This is a genomic window from Streptomyces sp. NPDC058289 (genome assembly GCF_042880975.1).
Taxonomy (GTDB): Bacteria; Actinomycetota; Actinomycetes; order Streptomycetales; family Streptomycetaceae; genus Streptomyces; species Streptomyces stoeckheimensis.
This window is the reverse complement of sequence record NZ_JBHVYI010000011.1, coordinates 90,185-109,524: the sequence shown is the minus strand read 5'-3', so window position 1 is coordinate 109,524 and position 19,340 is coordinate 90,185. Positions and strand designations below refer to the sequence as shown.

The following is a 19,340-nucleotide window of genomic DNA, read 5'->3' as shown; positions in this document are numbered from 1 at the left end:
CCTCAGTCCCATTCCAGGCCGCCGCGGCGCCATACGTAGGCGTAGGCGACGAAGACGGTGAGCACGAAGAGGAGCATCTCGACGAGCCCGAAGATCCCCAGCGAGTCGAAGGTGACCGCCCAGGGGTAGAGGAAGACAACCTCGATGTCGAAGACGATGAAGAGCATCGCCGTCAGGTAGTACTTGATGGGGAAGCGGCCGCCACCGGCCGGCATGGGAGTGGGCTCGATGCCGCACTCGTACGCTTCAAGTTTTGCCCGGTTGTACCGTTTTGGACCGATCAGCGTGGCCATGACCACGGAGAAGATCGCAAACCCTGCGCCGAGGGCGCCGAGCACGAGGATGGGCGCGTACGCATTCACGCTCCTCGCTCCTTCCAGTCGTCCTTGACCGTTGGACCGCTGCCGGCGCCGCGCGCCCCGCCTCGCATGTGAGGCAGTTCACAAGCCGGACTGGTGCGCATCTTATGCCCGCCCATCTGTGATCTGCGACACGGGTTACAACAACGAGTTTGTGATCTCCACCACCTGACGAACGATCATGAAGCCCAATGAGTAGTGATCTTCATACGTGAAGCATCCACATGATCACCAAAGGTGACATCCGCACCTGTCGTTGCAGGTGGAAGGCTTGTTGCACTATCAAATCGTGGCCTCTGCACGCAAATTGGCGAGGTGGCGGGCGTGATGATAAAGGGATCGGCGTCCCCCGGTCGGGGGACCTCGCGCGTACGGGAGTGGACGCGTGCATGCGTTCACGAAGTCGGGGCAGTGGCGCTCCAGAGCCCACCCCGCGGGTGACGCCGGAGCGAGCTCGGGGGACGACCTCGGGAACGACTCCGGGGCGAGCCGGCGGCCTCTCGCGGTTCGGCCGCGAGAGCGCCCGGAGCCGATCCCGACCCGACCCCGGCCCGGCCTCGACCCGGCCCCGACCCGGCGGCGCGTTCACGGTTCGGTCACAGGAGGGCCACAGCGTCCGCATCGCGTGACGCTTCTGTGACCTGCGCCACTCGGAATTCGCGGTACCGAAAGGGGGCTTGGCCATCTGTGCAGGTGGATGGTAGGCCCGGGATCAATTCGGACTTATTTCGGAAACCCCATGATCACAGCCTTGTGAGCGGCTGTCCGATTCGCCCGTTACGGCGTCAATAAGAGGTCCGACGCGCCCGGTTAGCCCGCTTCGCGCACAACTGTGGCGCAGACCACGTTTCTTGAACGCAACCGCGAGGCCCTGATAGCGGTTGACCCATGTCCCTCACCGCTCACATACCCAGCCACCGGAAGCCTCGCCGCAGCGCCTCGAAGCTCGCGGTCCGCGCCGGAGTTGCCGGTGGCGTCCTCAGCACCCTGGCCATGGCCGGCACGGCGAGCGCCACCCCCTCCGCCGAGCCCGCGCACGAGACCACGCTCGAAATGCCGGTCCTCAACCTGGACCTGAGCGCCGAGGTGTCCTCGTCCGTGGCCAAGGCCGCGGAGAACACCCGCGCCGCCGCCGTCGACGGCGAGCTCAACGCCCTGGAGGAGACCGCCCGCACGGGCGCCGCCGCCGAGGCCAAGCAGCTGAAGGCCGACGCCCAGCAGAAGGCCGACGCCGAGGCGAAGGCGAAGGAGGAGGCGGACCGCAAGGCCGAGTCCGAGCGCGCCAGCCGCAGCACGGCCCGCACCTCGATCCAGAGCAACTCCGGTTCCTCCTCGAACGGGTCCTCCTCCGCGGGTTCCTCGCAGGGCAAGGGCACCGTCACGGCCCCCGTGACCGGCTCCGCCGCCGCCATCGTCAGCTTCGCCCGCGCGCAGGTCGGCAAGGCGTACGTCATGGGCGGCACCGGCCCGTCCTCGTTCGACTGCTCGGGCCTCGTCCAGGCCGCGTACCGCCAGGCCGGCATCAGCCTGCCGCGCATGTCGCAGGCGCAGTCCTCGGCCGGCACCTCGGTCTCCCTGAGCGCCCTCCAGCCGGGCGACATCCTGTACTGGGGCTCCAAGGGCAGCGCGTACCACGTGGCCATCTACGTCGGCGGCGGCAAGTTCGTCGGCGCGCAGAACCCCAGCACCGGCATCGTCGAGCGCTCCCTGAGCTACGACAAGCCGACGGGCGCCGTCCGCGTCCTCTGACATCTCCCCGCAGTCCCGGGCCGCTCCCGGTGACGCGCGAAAGGCCGGTACTCCCCCGCTCGGGGGTGGAGTACCGGCCTTTCGGCCGTCCTGGGGGCTTCTGAGGCGCCTGGGGTGCCTGGAGGCGGCCGGGAGGCTCCCGGAGCCTCCGGCGGGGCGTGAGGGGCGCCTGAGCCGTGCGCCGTTCGCTGCGCCGTTCCCTGCGCCGTTCCGTCAGTCGAGGAACGTCGCCGAGGTGATCTTGTTCTTGAAGTTGACGCTGGCGTTGCCCACGTAGCCCGGGGGGAGCGAACCGACCAGACCGGCGAGGTTCGGGTCGGTGGCCACCTTCCAGGTGTACGTGTCCCGGTTCCGGTAGGACGCGGTGTCGTCGTTCGTCACCCGGTTCCGGCCGGCGCAGCCCTCCGGCCCGACGAAGAGGTCGTTGAAGAAGTTCCAGTCCGACGACATCAGGTCGAAGACACAGCCGCCTTGGTAGGAGTTGTAGTAAAGGCCGAACTCGCTGGTTTCCAGATAGCCGTTCCGCTCCGTGTTGGCGGCGGCCGGCCCGGCTGCCGTCAGGAGAACGGCGCCGACGGATACCGCGGCGGCGCAGCCGGCGGCGATTCTGTTGAGGGCCTTGCTCATTGGCGATTTCTCCATCTTCAGGGAATTGATTCCGGCCGGGATTAAACCTTCCGGACCACTGCCGGGCAAGGGTCTTCTCGGCTGTTCAGGCCACAACCAGCATGGCGGATAACGGACTTGTCCGTATTGCGGGCATCCGATTACGATCTCCCGCGGCCTTCCGCCCCTCCCCCGCACCGACGCGCCCTTCCACTCCGCCGACCGCAAGGGAAACACCTCGTGCGTGTACGCGAAATATCCTCGTCACTCCTTTTGTGCCTCGCACTCACCGGATGCGGAGGCGGGGAAGTCCCGGGGAAGAACTCCGGAGCGGGAAAGCCCGGGCCCACTGCAACCCCCTCGCTCGCGGCGGCGGACGTCCCCTTCTACACGTGCATGCAACAGCACGGAATGAACGTCTCCTACGGGGAGAACGGGGCTCCTCACTTCGTGGAGAAGGAGAGCCCGCAGTACCCCGAGGCGCAGAAGGCCTGCCTGTCGCTGCTCCCGTCCCCCTCTCCCGTCCAGGCGGGCGCGCAGGAACTCGCCGCCGCGCGCAAAGCCTCGGCGTGCATGAGGGAGCGGGGCATCTCCTGGTACCCGGACCCGGATCCGGTCACCGGCGAGGTGCAGCAGAAGGACGGCGGCACCTCCGAGCAGTGGCAGGAGCTCAAGCGGGACCACCTCGACGCGTACCGGGCCTGCATGCCCCGGCCCTCCTGAGCGGCCCGCGCAGGGCTCAGAGCAGCCCGGCCGCCAGCTTGTAGCGGGCCTCGCGCTGCTTCTTGTACAGCGCGAGGGTCTCGGCCTGCTCCTCCACCAGCCGCTTCTGGTAGGCGGCTTCCACCGCCGCCCAGATGCCCACGAGGTTCACCTCGCGCTTGCAGGCGACATCGGCCTTGGCCGCGGTGACGGCTTTGGGGCCGCCCGGATCGGCCTCCAGGCCGAGCTTCTGGACCACCTCGTAGGGATCCTTCAGGCCGGTGTACCCCGACTTCTCCATGCACGCCGACCAGTTCTTCAGCACCTCGACCACCCGCGAATCGCCCTTGGAGCGTTCGTGCGCCTCCGATGCCAACCCGAACGGGAACAGCAGGTCCACGCTGTCCTTCGTCGGCGCGTAGAGCGTGCGGTAGGCCTCGCGCACGCATCCACCGGCCGGCACCTTCTGCCCGCCGACGTCGATGCCGCTGTCCACCTGGGCGGCCTCCTCCTCGGTCGGGGCGTCCGGGGGCTGCGCGGCTCCCTGTTCCCCGCCCGGCCGTTCGCCGTGCATGACCAGTGCGGCGCTCTCGCTCAGCGGGGCCGCCGGGGGCTTGACGGGCCGCCCCTTGCCCGCAGTCACGTCGTAGCCGTGGGCCGCCGCGAACTCGGGGTCGGCCGCCCCGAAGAGCACCCGGTGCCGCCCCTCGGGCCCCTGGGCGCCGGCCGGATCGGACGGCCTGACCTCCTCGTACGGGAACCCGTACCGGGCCATGCAGCGGGAGAGCAGCCGCTGCTGCACCTGCCCCATGCGGACCGTCTCGGCATCGGTGTCCGTGTACGCGTCGAGGGGCAGCGAGAGCGAGGCGGCGGCCGGGGCGACGGCGACCTCTCCGAGTTCCGGCTCCCCGTGCGCGCCGCCACCGCCGTCCGGATCCGAACAGCCGGCCAGGACGAGCGCCAGCAGGACGGCGGCCGGGAGGGCGGGGTGGCGGAGCGGACGGGGGCGCATGGCGGAAGACCTGTTCACTCTCGGAAATTGAACAGTCCGGCCGCTACCGGGGACAAGGCCTTCTCACCTGCTGGTCAGCCAATCTTGTTGCCTGGAAACCGACTTGCCGGGCCGTCCGCCTGGCGGGCACCTCGTGCCCGCCAGGCGGGGCCCTGCGAAGATGGTTCCGGGCGAGCGCGCCCGAGTCGCCCCAGGAAGTGGTGATCCGTGACGACCAGCCCGTCCGACGAAGCCCCCGGTGCCGGTGCCGTCCCGGCAGCCGCCGGGCTCGGCCTGCTGTCCCTCGGCGGCTGGCTGCTGACCACCACCCGCCCCTGGCAGAAGCCCGGCTCCCCGCTCACGCTCACCCTGGACTGGACGGCCTCGGGGACCCTGATGGTCTGCGGCCTGGTCCTGTTGACCCGCTGCATCCGCCTGGTCCACGGCACGCCCGAGCCCGCACAGGAGACCCCGCAGGAGGCCCCGCACGAGACTTCGTACGAGGCCCCGCGCGAGCTGCACCCGGCCAAGGTCAGGCTCAGGCCTTGGGGGCGACCTTGGTTCCGCTGAGGTAACCATCGGACGAGAAAATTCCTACCGGCGGTGTTACGTTTTAGGTATGAGCAGTCACGTGGCACCCCAGGCCGTCGAGCGGGCCGGCAAGAGATCCGTGTCGCTCGCCCAGTCATTGATCAAGGAAGTCGAGGAACGCGCCGGCAAGAGCGGGTTCTCCTCCGTTGTGGCCGAAGCTCTGGAGGAATGGCTCGCCGCGCAGAAGCTCCGCGAGGTCGTGACCGCCGACCGCAAGGCGTTCGGCCCCGTCTCCGCCGAAGCGCGGCGGCAGGCGGAACAAGAGTGGTAAGCAAGCGCCTCAAGATCAAGGCAAAGAGCGAGGGCACCCTCGTCCTTGACGCCCAAGGGCTTTCACTGCACGTCGACGGCGACGAGGGAATGCGCGCGCGCATCGAGGTCGCTCAGCAGAGCGGCCGGCGCGTGGCGTTGTCCGCGCTGACGCCCTTGGAGGTGCGCCGCACCGGCGAGGCCGCCAAGCGACTCCATTTCCTGCTGTCCCGGTTCGACGTGAAACCGGTCAACGACGCGGTGACAGAAGCCGCAGCGAAGCTGCTGGACGTCTCGGGCCTTGACGGGCACGAATGCCTCGTGGACGCACTCGTGGTGGCCACCGCCGCACTCTGCACTCCCCCGGTACTGCTCGTCACTTCTGACAAGTCGCACATCCCGGCGCTGTGCAAGGCCGCCGAGGAACTTCCGGGCTCACCCAAGGTGAAGATCGTCAACGTCTGAAGGTCGAGCGCCAAGAGCCTGGCCGCTCAGCTCCACCGAGCGGCCAGACCTTGAACGATCAGGCTTTTGGAGCGACCTTCGAAAGGCCGTTGATGACGCGGTCCATCGCGTCGCCGCCCGTCGGGTCGGTCAGGTTGGCCAGCATCTTCAGGGTGAACTTCATCAGCACCGGGTGGCTCAGCCCGCGCTGGGCGGCGACCTTCATGATCTTCGGGTTGCCGATGAGCTTCACGAAGGCGCGGCCCAGGGTGTAGTAGCCGCCGTAGGTCTCCTTCAGGACCTTCGGGTAGCTGTGCAGGGTCAGTTCGCGCAGGGCGGGAGTGGCGCGGGAGTGGGCCTGGACGATGACGTCGGCGGCGATCTGGCCCGACTCCATCGCATAGGCGATGCCCTCGCCGTTGAACGGGTTGACGAGGCCGCCCGCGTCACCGACGAGCAGCAGCCCCTTGGTGTAGTGCGGCTGCCGGTTGAAGGCCATCGGCAGGGCCGCGCCGCGGATGGGCTGCGTCATGTTCTCCGGGGTGTAGCCCCAGTCCTCCGGCATCGAGGCGCACCAGGCCTTGAGGACCTCGCGCCAGTCCAGCTCCTTGAAGGCGGAGGAGGAGTTGAGGATGCCGAGGCCGACGTTGGAGGTGCCGTCGCCCATGCCGAAGATCCAGCCGTAGCCGGGCAGCAGCCGGTCCTCGGCCCCGCGCCGGTCCCAGAGCTCCAGCCAGGACTCCAGGTAGTCGTCGTCGTGGCGCGGCGAGGTGAAGTACGTCCGCACGGCCACGCCCATCGGGCGGTCCTCGCGGCGGTGCAGGCCCATCGCCAGGGAGAGCCGGGAGGAGTTGCCGTCGGCCGCGACCACCAGCGGGGCGCTGAAGGTGACCGGGGTCTTCTCCTCGCCGAGCTTCGCCGTCACTCCGGTGATGTGGCCGGTACGGGGATCGCGTACGGGCTCGCCCACGTTGCAGCGCTCGTACAGCCGGGCGCCGGCCTTCTGCGCCTGGCGGGCCAGCGTCTCGTCGAAGTCGTCGCGCTTGCGGACGAGTCCGTAGTCGGGGAAGGAGGCCAGCTCGGGCCAGTCCAGCTGGAGCCGCTGGCCGCCGCCGATGATCCGCAGGCCCTTGTTGCGCAGCCAGCCGGCCTCTTCGGAGATGTCGATGCCCATCGACACGAGCTGCTTCGTGGCGCGCGGCGTCAGGCCGTCGCCGCAGACCTTCTCGCGCGGGAACGCGGTCTTCTCCAGCAGCAGCACGTCAAGTCCGGCCTTGGCCAGGTAATAAGCAGTGGTCGAGCCGGCGGGCCCGGCCCCGACGACGATCACGTCCGCGGAGTGCTCGGAGAGGGGCTCGGTCACGGCGGGTCTCCCGAAGGCTCGATAAAGGGTGCCCAACGGCACAAGACCTGTGCAGTCTATGCAGCGAGAGAGATCGCGATTCGAAGGGCTGCCCCCTGTGACCACCTCGCCGACCCGGCCGCTCCCCGTCGTCCAGCTCCGTGTGCCCACGGACGAGGACGCGCACGCCTGGCACCGGGTCTTCCGCGACCCCGATGTCATGGAGTTCCTCGGCGGACCCGCCGAGCTTTCCTTCTACGAGGAAATCACCGCCCGACAGCGGATGCACGACGCCCGGCTCGGCTTCTGCCTGTGGACGCTGCTCGACGCGGACGGTGAGGTCATCGGCTTCACCGGGGCCCAGCCGTGGCCGGAGGCGAAGGCGTGGGGTCCGGTCGGGGAGATCGAGATCGGCTGGCGGCTCGGTCGCTCCGCGTGGGGGCGGGGGTATGCGTACGCGGCTGCGCTGGCGACGCTGGAGCGGGTGCGGGGGGCTGGGGTTCCGGATGTGGTGGCGATGATCGACGATGCGAATGTTCGCTCGATCGCGGTGGCCGAGCGTTTGGGCATGACCCTGGCGGACCGCTTTCCGATCCCCGGCGGCCCCCGCCACGCCCGCCGCTACGCCCTGACCCTCCAACCCACCTAACCCCCGCTGCGCGGGGCCGCGCCCGCTTCGCGGGGCCAAGCCGCTCCGGTGAAGCCGTGCCCGCTTCGCCTGAGCGTGCCGCTGCGCGGGGCGGAGTTCCCCTACCCACCCTTCCGCCGTTCCCCGGGCGCTGCCCGGACCCGCGCCTCAAACGCCGGCGAGGCTGGGCGGCGCCGGATGGGCTGGAGGGGGGTGCCGGGCTGTGCCCGACGCCGGCGAAAATCCAGCCCCTCCGGCGTTTGAGGAGCGGGGGCCCGGGGGCTGGCCCCCGGCAACGGCGCCGCACCCGGCGATGGGTCGGGCGCAGCCCGGGGAGGGATCCGAGCGCAGCCCGAGGAAAGGTCCGGGCCCGGCCCCGGAAAGGGTCCGGGCGCAGCCCGGGGAACGGGCGAAGGGCGGGTAGGGGACCTCGCCCCGCAGGGCCAACCCAACCGCACCCGCCCACCGGACCCCACCCCGGGACGGCAGGGGCGAGCACCCCGACCGGGCCCCCGCCGGGCGGAGTCCGGCGCAGCGACGCGAAGCCCGCGCAGCGGTGCGAGTGGCGCGGTATTAGAAAACGCTCAGGCCCGTCAGGGTCGTGAAACGGTCCAGGGCTGCGACCGCGGCAACGGAGTTGCCCTGGGCGTCCAGGCCGGGGCTCCACGCGGCCAGCGTGCACGCGCCGGGCACGACCGCGACGATGCCCCCGCCCACCCCGCTCTTGCCCGGCAGGCCCACCCGGTAGGCAAACTCCCCCGCCGCGTCGTACGTCCCACAGGTCAGCATCACCGCGTTGACCTGCTTCGCCTCGCTGCGCGTGAGGAGGCGGGAGCCGTCCGCGCGCAGGCCGTGCCGGGCCAGGAAGCGGCCCGCCCGGGCCAGGTCGGCGCAGCTCATCTCGATGGAGCACTGCCAGAAGTAGTGGTCCAGCAGCGTCGGCACCGGGTTGTCTATGTTTCCGTAGGCGGCCATGAAGTGGGCCAGGGCCGCGTTGCGGTCGCCGTGTTCCTGTTCGGAGGCGGCGACCTCCGCGTCGAAGGCGATGTCCGGGTTCTGGCTCTCCTCCCGGAGGAACCGCAGCAGTTCGCTGCTCGCGTCGCCCGTCAGCGTCTGGAGCCGGTCGGTGACGACGAGCGCGCCCGCGTTGATGAAGGGGTTGCGGGGGATGCCGTTCTCGTACTCCAGCTGCACGAGGGAGTTGAACGGGTTGCCGGAGGGTTCCCGGCCCACCCGCTCCCACAGGCTGTCGCCGCCCTCGGCGAGCGCGAGGGCCAGCGCGAAGACCTTGGTGATGGACTGCGTGGAGAACGGCGTGTGCCAGTCCCCCACCCCGAACACGTTGCCGTCGAGGTCGGCGATGGCCATCCCGAACTGCCGGGGGTCCACGGACGCCAGCGCCGGGATGTACTCGGCGGTGGTGCCGCTGCCGATCAGCGGAGCGATGTCGGTGGCGACCTGCTCCAGCAGTGCTTGGTAGTCCATCTGCGGGGCCCCGTACCGCTAGTGCTTCGTGCCGCGGTGCAGGGCCACGATGCCGCCGCTCAGGTTGCGCCAGGCCACCTTGGACCAGCCGGCCTTCTGCAGCAGCGTCGCCAGCGCCGGCTGGTCGGGCCAGGCGCGGATGGAGTCGGCGAGGTAGACGTACGCGTCGGGGTTGGAGGAGACCGCGCGGGCCACCGGCGGCATCGCGCGCATCAGGTACTCGGTGTACACGGTCCGGAAGGGGGCCCAGGTGGGCTGCGAGAACTCGCAGATCACGACCTGGCCGCCGGGCTTCGTGACTCGGTACAGCTCGCGCAGGGCGGCGTCGGTGTCCTGGACGTTGCGCAGGCCGAAGGAGATGGTGACGGTGTCGAAGGCGTCGTCCTTGAAGGGGAGCTTCGTCGCGTCGCCGGCCGTCAGCGGGAGCCAGGGGTTGCGCTTCTTGCCCTCGCGGAGCATGCCGAGGGAGAAGTCGCAGGGCACGACGTACGCGCCGGCCGCGGCGAAGGGCAGCGAGGACGTGGCCGTGCCGGCGGCCAGGTCGAGGACCAGCTGCCCGGGGCGCGCGGCGACCGCCTTGGCGACCTCCTTGCGCCACAGGCGGGCCTGCCCGAGGGAGAGGACGTCGTTGGTGAGGTCGTAGTTCGCCGCCACGCCGTCGAACATGGAGGCGACTTCGTGCGGCTGCTTGTCCAGGGAAGCGGATGTCACTGGCGTGGGCCCCTCGGGTGCGGTGCGAATGGTTCGGCGGGCGGTTCGGCGGACGGTTCGGCAGGTCCTGCGGACCGTCCCGCCATTCTCGCAGGCCCCCGTCCCCCACACCCGGCCGCCCGCATTCGGCGCCGTCTTCGGCGACGAGGTGGACAAGGACGACGTGCTGGCGACGGGCGCCAGCATCTTCTTCGCCCTCGTGCTGCCGATCGCGATCGGCGCCGTGACCCTCCTCGGCTTCGCGGCCGCCATCGGCCGGCTCCGCTCGATCTTCGGCAGGCGGACGGCCGCGGGCCGGCCCTGGATGTGGATCGGTCCCGCGCTCGCGCTCATCGCCGCCGTCAGCCATGCCGCGGCCACCGACTGGAGCATCTGGCGGCCGGAGCAGATCCTCCTCATCGCGCTGCTCGGGGTCTGCGTGGGACTCGCCGAGGAGCTCGCGCCGCGCGGCTGGTCCGCGGGGACCGCCTCGGGCGGACGGACTCCCCCGGGCTCAGCGACGACGGTGGAGCAGCCTGCCGCCGATGACCGTGGCCACACAGGTGGTCGGGCCCTCCACCAGCAGTTCCGCCGGGCCGGAGACCGCGAAGACCGCGAACCGCGCCGGAGCGCCCGGCTCCAGGACTCCGTGGAAGGCCTCCTCGGCCGCGGTCCGGCCGGCGAGCGGGTCCAGGGAGGCCGGGCCCTCGTAGGGGGCGGGCGGGACGACGGTGAGCCCGGAGCGGACCACGGCCGTCCGGACGGCCGGGCTGGTGAAGCGGCCGGCCACCGCGACCACCCCGCGGGCGAGCAGCTTCTGCGTGCCGCGCCGCGCGCTGTTGCCCCAGCGCGGCTCGGTCATCTTCAGGTCCGCCAACGCCTCGGCGCCGCTGATCGGTTCGGCCCCGAGCTCGGTGATCTCGTAGGGGTCGTCCGGGTAGTACGTGCGCTCCAGCAGCTCGTCACCGCCGCGCACCAGCAGCCCCGGGGTCAGCACCCCGGGCCAGCTGCGGGCGCGCGCGTGCGGGTAGGCCGCGGCGAGCTCCTCGTACGGGCCCACCCGGGCGATGCGGTCCCCCTCGACCAGGACCGCGCCGCCGGGCAGCGGCGCGGGTCCGGTACCGGTACCGGTCGGTCCGGTGACGAGGAGTTCGGCGGTGTGGATCGTCAGCACGGGCGCGTCAGTTCGAGGAGATGAGCTTCAGCTCGGGGTGGGCCGTACCGCCCTCGATGGCGGTCGAGGAGATGTGCGAGACAACGCGGTCGTCGACCGGGTCGTTCGCCGGGTCCTCGTGCACGAGGAGGTGCTCGTACGTCGTGGCGCGCTGCGCGGGGACGCGGCCCGCCTTGCGGATCAGGTCGATGATCTCCATGCGGTTCGAGCGGTGCTTGGCACCGGCCGAGGAGACCACGTTCTCCTCCAGCATGATCGAACCGAGGTCGTCGGCGCCGTAGTGCAGGGAGAGCTGGCCCGCCTCCTTGCCCACGGTGAGCCAGGAGCCCTGGATGTGGGCGATGTTGTCGAGGAAGAGCCGCGCGATGGCGATCATGCGCAGGTACTCGAAGACGGTCGCCTGGGTCCGGCCCTTGAGGTGGTTGTTCTCGGGCTGGTAGGTGTACGGGATGAAGGCGCGGAAGCCGCCCGTGCGGTCCTGGGTGTCCCGGATCATCGCGATGTGCTCGATGCGCTCGGCGTTGGTCTCGCCGGTGCCCATCAGCATGGTGGAGGTGGACTCCACGCCCAGCTTGTGGGCGATCTCCATGATCTCCAGCCAGCGCTCGCCGGACTCCTTGAGCGGGGCGATCGCCTTGCGCGGCCGCTCCGGGAGCAGCTCGGCGCCGGCTCCCGCGAAGGAGTCGAGACCGGCGGCGTGGATGCGCTGGATGGCCTCCTCCGCCGACACCTTGGAGATCCGGGCCATGTGCTCGACCTCGGACGCGCCGAGGGAGTGGATGACCAGCTGCGGGAAGGCCTGCTTGATGGCGGAGAAGTGGTGCTCGTAGTACTCGACGCCGTAGTCCGGGTGGTGGCCGCCCTGGAACATGATCTGCGTGCCGCCCAGTTCGACGGTCTCCGCGCAGCGGCGCAGGATGTCGTCGAGGTCCCGGGACCAGCCCTTCTTCGCGTCCTTGGGGGCCGCGTAGAAGGCGCAGAACTTGCACGCCGTCACACACACGTTGGTGTAGTTGATGTTGCGCTCGATGATGTACGTCGCGATGTGCTCGGTACCGGCGTAGCGCAGCCGGCGGGCCGCGTCGGCGGCCTGGCCGAGGGCGTGCAGGGGCGCGTGGCGGTAGAGCTCGAGCGCCTCTTCCTGGGTGATCCGGCCCCCCGCGGCGGCTCGGTCGAGGACTGACTGGAGAGCGGCCTGGTCGGTCACCGGTGCGTCACCTTTCGGCTGTGTCGTTCGGCTGGCGCCCGGCTGCGGTCGAGATTCCCGGACCGATCCAGCCTACGCCAGCCCCTCCGGCTCCCGGGCTGGCCCCCTGCGGGATGTCCCGAAGGGCCCGGATCGCGGACCCGCCGCGGGAAGCCGCCTCACGGGGCCCCCGCTCGCCGAGCCCCGTGAGCGGAACCGGCTCGCGGGACGGGCTCACGCAACCGGCTCACGGGACGGGCTCACTCAACCGGCTCACGGAACGGGTCCGGCGCCCAGGACGGGACCCGACCCCAGGTCGAGCCCCAGACCCAGGCCCAGGCCCGCGTAGATCACGCCCGCGAGGGCGCCGCCGGCCATGAACGGCCCGAAGGCGATCGAGGCCCCGGGCTCCACCCGGCGCAGGGCGGCCCGGACGTACCCGTGCACGGCGGCCACGGCGAACGCGGAGAAGCTGCCCACGAGCAGCACGAACCACCCGTACCAGCCCAGGATCTGCCCCACGGTCAGGGCGAGGGTGACGTCGCCGAAGCCCATGCCCGGCGGGTAGATCAGATGGAAGACGAGGTAGACGCACCCGAGGGTGAGCCCTCCGAGCAGGGCGCGCGTCCAGGATCCGCCGGTACCCGTGAACAGGGCGGCAACGCCGAGCGCTGCCGCGGTGGTGGCCGCCAGCGGGAGGGTCACCACGTCGGGCAGCCGGTGCACGGCCTGGTCGACGAAGCAGAGCAGGACGGTGAACGGCGCCAGCAGCAGCCAGGCGACCAGTTCGGGCCGCGCCCCGACCCCGGCGCCCAGCGTGAGGCACACCAGGGTGCTGGCGAGCACGGCCCCCGTGGCGGGCGCATAACCGCCGCGCCACCGGGCTCCGGGCACGCACCGGGGGCACACGGCACGGCCCAGCCAGCCGCGGGCCGGGCCGGTCAGCGGATGCCCGGCCGGGCAGTCCGACCGCCAGGGCGTGCCCAGCTCGACGGAGAGGCGGTAGGCGGCGCGGGGCAGCAGCAGACCTGCCAGCACCCCCCAGAGCGTGACCCCGGCCACGAATCCCGCGATGCCCATGCCAGCTCTCGCCCCCGCCCTGCCCCGCCCCGCCGCGTCTTGGCGATGGACGCTAGCAGGGGCGGCCGTCCCCTACTACCCGCCCTTCCGCCGTTCTCCGGGGCTCCGCCGGGGTCCGGTCCGGGGGCGTTACGGCTCAGGCCGCCGACCTCGCCGAGCCGGCCGGTTCGAACCCGGCCAGCATCTGTTCCAGGGCCTGCTGGTCCGGGCCCACGAAGGGTTCGAGGCCCGGGGCGAGGCCCACGGTGTCGAGCATCCGGGCGATGAGCCCGATTCCGGCGGCCGGCGGCAGGTGGGTGGAGAGCACCAGCTCGGGATCCATCTCCTTGACCGGCTGGACCGTGGCGAGGAACTTCTCCCGGTCGGCGACGGCCGCCCAGGGGCTGTCCAGCGAAGCCCAGAACAACTGGGCGGCCCGCAGGTCCTCGGGCCCGACCGCCCCGGCGTCGCCGCCGGCCGCGAGGTCACCGTCCGGGAGGGGGGCGCCGAAGCAGTCGGAGCTGAAGCAGGCCCGCGACCGGTCGTCGTAGAAGCCCACGGTCGCGGGGTTGTCGTAGAGGGGCGGCCGGAAGGCGGTGAGGGAGCGGTCGCCCACGTCGAGGCGCTGGCCGGGGTTGAGGAAGTGGAGCCGGTCCATCGGGAGCGGGCGCTCCGTGGTCATCTCGCCCGCGCCGAGGAAGGTGGTCACCACGCGGGCCTCCGGGGCGGCCTCCAGCAGGGCGAAGATCCCGCCGGTGTGGTCCCGGTCCGGGTGCGTCAGCCAGATCCACCGCACGTCGGCGGGGTCGATGGCCTCGGAGAGGGTCGTCAGGAAGTCCCGGTCGGGCAGGCCGAGGCCGGTGTCGACGACCACGGGCTCCCGGGCGTGCAGGACGAAGGCGTTGACCGGGATGAAACCGACTCCGGGCGCTTCGAGCGCGTCCCCGAGCACCGTGATGTCCCGGCCGACTGTGCGTGTGGTCATGGCGGAGCTCCGATGGCCCCCTGGGTGAGCACGCTCGCGACCGCCGTCGGGCTTCCTCTCCCTCTCATCGTGTCCCCGGGCGGCTCCGGCCGCACGCCCGCAGGGGGTGCGGCCGGGGGGTGATGAAAGGAGACGGCATTCCCCGTAAAGGGCGGGCATTCACCTTTCCGTTCCATTCCGCTCTGCGGAAAGGCGAATACCCTCATAAGCCGCGCTAATGACCCGCTACGCCCACCGGCAGGAGCTCCACGTTCACATCGGGCGCATAGCCCGTCGTGAGTCCCGTCCGCCGCGCGAATTCACGTACGCCGGCCAGCTGGTCGGGGCCGAAGCGGAAGTCGAGCGTCGTGAAGTAGCGCTCCAGGAGTTCCGCGTCGAAGGCCTCCCAGCGGGCCGCCTGCTCGGCGACCTTGCCGACCTCCTCCAGGGACACGTCCCGGGAGGCGAGGAAGGCCTCGTGGACCTTCCGCACGACCTCCGGCTCGCGCTCCAGGTAGTCCTTGCGGGCGGCCCAGACGGCGAAGACGAACGGCAGTCCCGTCCACTCCTTCCACATCGCCCCCAGGTCGTGGACGGCGAGCCCGAGCCGGGGCGCGTCGTGCAGCGAGGCCCGCAGAGCGGCGTCGCCGATCAGCACCGCCGCGTCCGCCTCCTGCATCATCAGCCCCAGGTCGGGCGGGCAGGTGTAGTAGTCGGGCCGCACCTCGTACTTCTCCGCGAGCAGCAGCTGGGCCAGGCGTACGGACGTTCGCGAGGTGGATCCCAGAGCGACGCGGGCGCCGTCCAGCTGGTCCAGGGGGACCTGCGAAACGATCACACAGGACATGACGGGACCGTCGCAGCCGACCGCCAGGTCGGGGAAGGCGACGAGCTCGTCCGCGTTGCGGAGGAACTCCACGAGGGTGATGGGGCCGATGTCCAGGCCGCCCTGGACGAGGCTCGCGCTGAGCTTCTCCGGGGTGTCCTTGGTCAGCTCCAAGTCCAGCAGCGTGCCGGTTCTGGCCAGCCCCCAGTAGAGGGGCAGGCAGTTCAGGAACTGAATGTGGCCGACACGGGGCCGGCTGCGATAGGCGTCCACATCGCGAGACTAGCCCCCGCGTCTCCGTCAGCCGTCTGGCGGGTCTCAAACGTCCGAGTGACGTGATCTTTCCCTCTGGTCTCGGCCGGGAGGTGCGTGCTAGGCTCGACGCAAGTTGCAGTTTGGTTTCCCTTGCAGTACGAGGCCTGCGGAGAATGTGACCCGCAGGCTTTTGTAGTTTTCAGACTTCTTAGCAGGTTCTGGAGCAGGGCGACCCTTTGGCCCATAGGAGGGCTCATGGCTACCGGAACCGTCAAGTGGTTCAACGCTGAAAAGGGCTTCGGCTTCATCGCCCAGGACGGCGGCGGCCCGGATGTCTTCGTCCACTACTCCGCGATCAACGCCGCCGGCTTCCGCTCCCTTGAGGAGAACCAGCTGGTGAACTTCGACGTCACCCAGGGCCCGAAGGGCCCGCAGGCGGAGAACGTCACCCCGGCCTAGTCGCCTGGGCCAACCAATCGCGGTTGGATATGCAGTACCCAAGGAGCCCTGTCTTCTCTGCGCGAGCAGAGTCGACGGGGCTCCTGCCTTTGCCCCGGCCGGGTTGTTCGACCGGGCCGGGGGCGCAGCGCCCCTCGGCACCTTCGACGGTGCCGGGGGGCGCTTTGCCGTATCCGGCCGTGACATATCCGGCCGTGACGTATCTGGTCGTGACGTATCCGGCGGTACGGAGCGAAACGACCCCCCGCTCCTTCCTTCCTAGGCCCCCTAGGGTCATACCTAGGGGGCCTAGGTATAAGTTGTGGGAACTGAGCAACGGGAGGGGCACATAGTGCGGATGGGGTTGACGGCCGAGCGGGTCACCGCCGTGGGGGCCGAGGTGGCGGATGACGTGGGGCTGCACCGGGTGACCATGGCGCAGGTCGCGCGGCGGCTCGGGGTGCAGGACGCGAGCCTCTATGCGCACGTCCGCAGCCTGGAAGACCTCCGCGGGCGGATCGCGCTGCTGGCGGCGGACGAGAAGACGCTGCTCATCGCGGAGGCGACCGCGGGGCTCGCGGGACGGGACGCGCTCGTCGCGTTCGCCAACGCCTGGCGGGAGTACGCCCACCGGTTCCCCGGCCGCTACGCGGCGACGCAGGCCCCGATCAAGATCGACCCCGAGCTGGCCGCGAAGGCCGCCGGGCCGCGGCGCGCGGTCGCGCTGACCTACGGCATGCTGCGCTGCTACGGACTGGCGGAGCCCGATCTGACCGACGCGGCCCGGCTGCTGCGCAGCACGTTCCACGGGTTCGTCGCCCTGGAGGCCTCGGGCGGTTTCGCCCACGCGCGGACGCCGCAGGCGTCCTGGCTCTGGTCCCTCGACGCCCTGGACGGCCTGCTGAAGCTGAAGCGCCGCACTGCCTCCCGCGAAGGAGTCTCCGCATGAGCACCCCGACCACCGGCAGCCTCCGGGTGCCCGGCGCGACCCTGCACTACGAAGTGCGCGGCCGGGGCCCGCTCCTGCTGCTGATCCCCGGCGGGACCGGCGGCGCGGCAGCCTTCGACGGCGTCGCCGATGCCCTGGCCGCCGAGTACACCATCGCGTCCTACGATCCGCGCGGCATGTCCCGCAGCCCGCTGGACGACCCGGAGGCCGGGCAGAGCGTGGCCGAGCACGCCGAGGACGCGCTGCGGCTGCTGGACCTGCTGTCGCCCGCCGAGCCCGCCCGGGTCTTCGGCTCCAGTTCGGGCGCGATCGCGGCCCTGCACCTGCTGACCGCCCGGCCCGAACGCCTCGTACGCCTCGTGGCGCACGAGCCCCCCGTGGTGGAGGTGCTGCCGGACGCCCCCGCGCACCGCGCGTTCCTCGCGCGCGTACGGGACACCCTGGACGCGGAGGGGCTCGTGCCGGCGATGGGCGTGTTCGCGGCGGGGCTGAAGAGGGCGGATGGCGAGGGCCAGGGCACGGCGGAGGGCCGGGCTGACCGAGATGCCGAGCCGTCGGCCCGCGCCGGGCTTCCGCCCGCCGCGGCCGCCCGGGTCGAGCGGACGATGGGCGACCTGCCCTACTTCCTCGGGCGCATCGTGCCGGGCTTCATGGCCTACTCCCCGGACCTCCGGCGGCTGGAGGCGGTCTCGGACCGGCTCGTGCTCGCCGGCGGCCGGGACTCCCGTGGCGAGCTGCCCTACCGGCCGGCCGCGTTCCTCGCCGAGCGGTTCGGCAAGGAACTGCTGCACTTCCCCGGCGGGCACATCGGCCTGAGCACGCACCCCGCCGAGTTCGGCGGGGTGCTCCGGCAGGCGTTCCTGTACTAGGCCCTGCGGGCCGGCGGCTCCGTCGCGGGAGGCTCGGTGACGGGCGGCTCGGTGACCGGGGGCTCGGTGACGGTGATCTCCAGGAAGAGGACCGCCTGGTCCGAGATCCGCACGCGGAGCGTGTACGTGCCCGCGGCGACGCCCGTGGTGGACAGTTCCGGCAGGGCGATCTTGCCGTCCGCCGCGGTCGCCGGGAGCGCCAGCTCCGTCAGCTTCTTGCCGTCCTTGTCCAGGAAGTACGGGGTCTTCCCCGCCGTGGCCGGGTCCGCCGGGACCCACTTCCCGTCCTTGTCCTTGGTCCCGAGCCCGGCCGTGGCCTTGGCCCCGGCGACTGCCTTGCCCTTCGCCGTCGCCAGGAACTGCACGCCGTTGATCCCGGTCCCGGCCTCTGCCGTGAGCGGCTTGCCGGCGTTCGCGTCGCTGCGGACCAGCTGGTCCGCCTCCGGGACGGGTACCGGCTTGGCCGGGGTGACCTTGCCGCCGATCCGCAGGGAGACCTCGACCGAAACGGCGTAGCCCGTGGCGCGCAGGGAGAAGGAACCCGCCTTGAGGCCCGCCTTCAGCTTCGGAACCCTGACCAGGCCCTTGGCGTTGGTGCGCACGACCGCGAAGTCCTTGCCGTCGGCCGCGAAGACGGTGCGGCCGGTGGTGTCGTCGTCGACCGAGATCACGATCGCCTGGTCGACGGCCGGCATGCCGTCGGTCAGCACGGCCTTGATGAGCGGGGTGCGCCCGAACTCGGTCCCGGCCTCGGCGGTGAGCTCGGCGGTGCCGACCCGGATCAGCTTGTCCAGGGTCGGCGTCGGGGTCGGCGGCTTGGGAGTCGGCGTCGGGGTCGGGGTCGGCGTCGGCGTGGGGACCGGCGCGGGTGCCGGCGGGGCCGGCGGCGTCGGCAGCTGCGGCGGGTTCGGCGTCGGGTAGTTGCCGGAGGGCGGGTTCGGAACCGGGGTGGCGCCCTGGCCGGCCTGGTACTGCCGCATGTAGCCGAGCACCGTGTTCACGTACTCGCGCGACCTGTTGTAGCTGAGGATCGCCTTGTCGAGGTCGCCCGCGTCGGTGAGGTTGCGCTGCCCCGCGCAGAGGTAGAGGCCGGCACCCAGTGCGGCGTCGTAGATGTTGTTCGGGTCGCGCTTGCCGTCGGCGTTGCCGTCGGCGCCCCAGGTGGACCAGGTGGAGGGGATGAACTGCATCGGGCCGACCGCACGGTCGTACTCCAGGTCCGCGTCCCACTCGCCCTTGTCGGTGTCCCTGATCTCGGCGAAGCCGTTGCCGTCCAGGCGCGGCCCGCGGATCGGCTTCTCGGTGTACCCGTCCGCCTTGAGCCCGTAGCCGGAGGCGTGCACGGACTCCACCCGGCCGAGGCCCGCGAGCAGTTGCCAGGGCAGGTGGCAGCCGGGGAGCGCGGCGGCCACCGAGATCTCGGCACGCTTGTAGGCGTCGAGGGCGGTCGCGGGTATGCCGGCGGTGGCCCCTTCGGGGCTGGCGGCGCCGGGGGGCGCCGGCGGCGGGTCGGCGACCAGGTCCGGAAGGTCCAGCCGGGCGTCACCGCGTTCGGTGGCCTGGGGGCTGTCGGGGGTCGGCTCGGCTTCCCCGGCACCCGCGATCGGTGTGTTGGTCACGACCGCGGCAGTGGTCAGGCTGGCCGCGAGGGCGGCCGTGCACACGACTTTGCGCGAGGTGTTGACGAGGTGACGGTGAAGTGGCTTCACAGTGCGGCGATCCCCCCAGAGCGGAGGCCGATCCGGGCCCCCGTAAAACGTAAGAAGTCACATGATGCTCCGCAC

21 protein-coding genes are annotated in these 19,340 nt (G+C 71.2%); 9 read left to right on the top strand and 12 right to left on the bottom strand.

Annotation, left to right across the window (positions count from 1 at the left end):
• Positions 1-2: 2 nt before the first annotated feature.
• Complete coding sequence (locus tag ACFVX6_RS08300; protein WP_030010013.1) at positions 3-362, bottom strand: NADH-quinone oxidoreductase subunit A; 360 nt, start codon at positions 360-362, stop codon at positions 3-5.
• Between the two features lie 885 nt (positions 363-1,247).
• Between ACFVX6_RS08300 and ACFVX6_RS08295 the strand changes: the two genes are divergently transcribed.
• Entirely contained in the window at positions 1,248-2,108 is an 861-nt protein-coding gene (locus ACFVX6_RS08295) for a C40 family peptidase (RefSeq protein WP_389689202.1), read from the top strand.
• A gap of 213 nt (positions 2,109-2,321) precedes the next feature.
• On the opposite strand, the gene ACFVX6_RS08290 is transcribed toward ACFVX6_RS08295, so the two are convergent.
• Positions 2,322-2,735, bottom strand: a complete 414-nt coding sequence (locus ACFVX6_RS08290) for a hypothetical protein (protein WP_389689200.1) — start codon at positions 2,733-2,735, stop codon at positions 2,322-2,324.
• Between the two features lie 375 nt (positions 2,736-3,110).
• Here ACFVX6_RS08290 and ACFVX6_RS08285 point away from each other — a divergent pair, with 375 nt between their 5' ends.
• Positions 3,111-3,437, top strand: coding sequence for a hypothetical protein (locus ACFVX6_RS08285; RefSeq protein ID WP_389689198.1), 327 nt, complete (start codon positions 3,111-3,113; stop codon positions 3,435-3,437).
• Positions 3,438-3,453: 16 nt separating this feature from the next.
• Here ACFVX6_RS08285 and ACFVX6_RS08280 read toward each other — a convergent pair whose 3' ends face one another.
• Positions 3,454-4,446 (bottom strand): hypothetical protein, encoded by a 993-nt coding sequence (locus tag ACFVX6_RS08280; RefSeq protein ID WP_389689196.1) that lies wholly within the window; start codon positions 4,444-4,446, stop codon positions 3,454-3,456.
• 189 nt (positions 4,447-4,635) lie between these two features.
• On the opposite strand from ACFVX6_RS08280, the gene ACFVX6_RS08275 reads away from it, so the two are divergent.
• From ACFVX6_RS08275 to ACFVX6_RS08265, 3 genes are read left to right on the top strand one after another with little or no spacing between them, the layout of a single operon-like run.
• Positions 4,636-4,977, top strand: coding sequence for a hypothetical protein (locus ACFVX6_RS08275; protein ID WP_389689194.1), 342 nt, complete (start codon positions 4,636-4,638; stop codon positions 4,975-4,977).
• Between the two features lie 49 nt (positions 4,978-5,026).
• Positions 5,027-5,269, top strand: coding sequence for a hypothetical protein (locus ACFVX6_RS08270; RefSeq protein WP_147420012.1), 243 nt, complete (start codon positions 5,027-5,029; stop codon positions 5,267-5,269).
• Positions 5,263-5,712, top strand: coding sequence for a DNA-binding protein (locus tag ACFVX6_RS08265; RefSeq protein WP_389689192.1), 450 nt, complete (start codon positions 5,263-5,265; stop codon positions 5,710-5,712). Before ACFVX6_RS08270 ends, ACFVX6_RS08265 begins: the two co-directional genes overlap by 7 nt.
• Positions 5,713-5,770: 58 nt before the next feature.
• On the opposite strand, the gene ACFVX6_RS08260 is transcribed toward ACFVX6_RS08265, so the two are convergent.
• A complete protein-coding gene (locus ACFVX6_RS08260) occupies positions 5,771-7,054 on the bottom strand; it encodes a geranylgeranyl reductase family protein (protein WP_389436044.1) in 1,284 nt (427 codons plus the stop codon).
• 97 nt (positions 7,055-7,151) lie between these two features.
• On the opposite strand from ACFVX6_RS08260, the gene ACFVX6_RS08255 reads away from it, so the two are divergent.
• On the top strand, positions 7,152-7,682 hold the full coding sequence (locus ACFVX6_RS08255; RefSeq protein ID WP_389689190.1) for a GNAT family N-acetyltransferase: 531 nt from the start codon (positions 7,152-7,154) through the stop codon (positions 7,680-7,682).
• A 552-nt stretch (positions 7,683-8,234) separates the two neighbouring features.
• On the opposite strand, the gene ACFVX6_RS08250 is transcribed toward ACFVX6_RS08255, so the two are convergent.
• From ACFVX6_RS08250 to ACFVX6_RS08220, 7 genes are all read right to left on the bottom strand, one after another.
• Entirely contained in the window at positions 8,235-9,146 is a 912-nt protein-coding gene (locus ACFVX6_RS08250) for a glutaminase (protein WP_389689188.1), read from the bottom strand.
• Between the two features lie 18 nt (positions 9,147-9,164).
• Positions 9,165-9,857: a demethylmenaquinone methyltransferase gene (locus tag ACFVX6_RS08245; RefSeq protein WP_389689186.1), complete on the bottom strand. Its 693-nt coding sequence runs from the start codon at positions 9,855-9,857 to the stop codon at positions 9,165-9,167.
• 493 nt (positions 9,858-10,350) lie between these two features.
• The gene (locus ACFVX6_RS08240; protein WP_389689184.1) at positions 10,351-11,010 is read right to left on the bottom strand and encodes a hypothetical protein; all 660 of its coding nucleotides are present in this window, start codon (positions 11,008-11,010) and stop codon (positions 10,351-10,353) included.
• Between the two features lie 7 nt (positions 11,011-11,017).
• Positions 11,018-12,217: a cyclic dehypoxanthinyl futalosine synthase gene (gene mqnC / locus ACFVX6_RS08235; RefSeq protein WP_389689182.1), complete on the bottom strand. Its 1,200-nt coding sequence runs from the start codon at positions 12,215-12,217 to the stop codon at positions 11,018-11,020.
• A 252-nt stretch (positions 12,218-12,469) separates the two neighbouring features.
• Positions 12,470-13,276: a prepilin peptidase gene (locus ACFVX6_RS08230; protein WP_389689180.1), complete on the bottom strand. Its 807-nt coding sequence runs from the start codon at positions 13,274-13,276 to the stop codon at positions 12,470-12,472.
• A 136-nt stretch (positions 13,277-13,412) separates the two neighbouring features.
• Positions 13,413-14,240 carry an MBL fold metallo-hydrolase gene (locus ACFVX6_RS08225; RefSeq protein WP_389689178.1) on the bottom strand — a complete coding sequence of 276 codons (828 nt, stop codon included), beginning with the start codon at positions 14,238-14,240 and terminating at the stop codon, positions 13,413-13,415.
• Positions 14,241-14,454: 214 nt separating this feature from the next.
• Positions 14,455-15,318 carry a menaquinone biosynthetic enzyme MqnA/MqnD family protein gene (locus ACFVX6_RS08220; protein ID WP_389689176.1) on the bottom strand — a complete coding sequence of 288 codons (864 nt, stop codon included), beginning with the start codon at positions 15,316-15,318 and terminating at the stop codon, positions 14,455-14,457.
• Between the two features lie 237 nt (positions 15,319-15,555).
• On the opposite strand from ACFVX6_RS08220, the gene ACFVX6_RS08215 reads away from it, so the two are divergent.
• The 3 genes from ACFVX6_RS08215 (at position 15,556) to ACFVX6_RS08205 (ending at position 17,556) form a co-directional block, all read left to right on the top strand.
• Positions 15,556-15,759, top strand: coding sequence for a cold-shock protein (locus ACFVX6_RS08215; protein ID WP_112451444.1), 204 nt, complete (start codon positions 15,556-15,558; stop codon positions 15,757-15,759).
• Between the two features lie 328 nt (positions 15,760-16,087).
• On the top strand, positions 16,088-16,687 hold the full coding sequence (locus tag ACFVX6_RS08210; protein WP_389689242.1) for a TetR/AcrR family transcriptional regulator: 600 nt from the start codon (positions 16,088-16,090) through the stop codon (positions 16,685-16,687).
• On the top strand, positions 16,684-17,556 hold the full coding sequence (locus ACFVX6_RS08205) for an alpha/beta fold hydrolase (protein WP_389689174.1): 873 nt from the start codon (positions 16,684-16,686) through the stop codon (positions 17,554-17,556). The genes ACFVX6_RS08210 and ACFVX6_RS08205 overlap by 4 nt, the downstream gene beginning before the upstream one ends.
• Here ACFVX6_RS08205 and ACFVX6_RS08200 read toward each other — a convergent pair.
• Complete coding sequence (locus ACFVX6_RS08200; protein WP_389689172.1) at positions 17,553-19,265, bottom strand: lytic transglycosylase domain-containing protein; 1,713 nt, start codon at positions 19,263-19,265, stop codon at positions 17,553-17,555. The genes ACFVX6_RS08205 and ACFVX6_RS08200 overlap by 4 nt on opposite strands.
• Between the last annotated feature and the right edge of the window lie 75 nt (positions 19,266-19,340).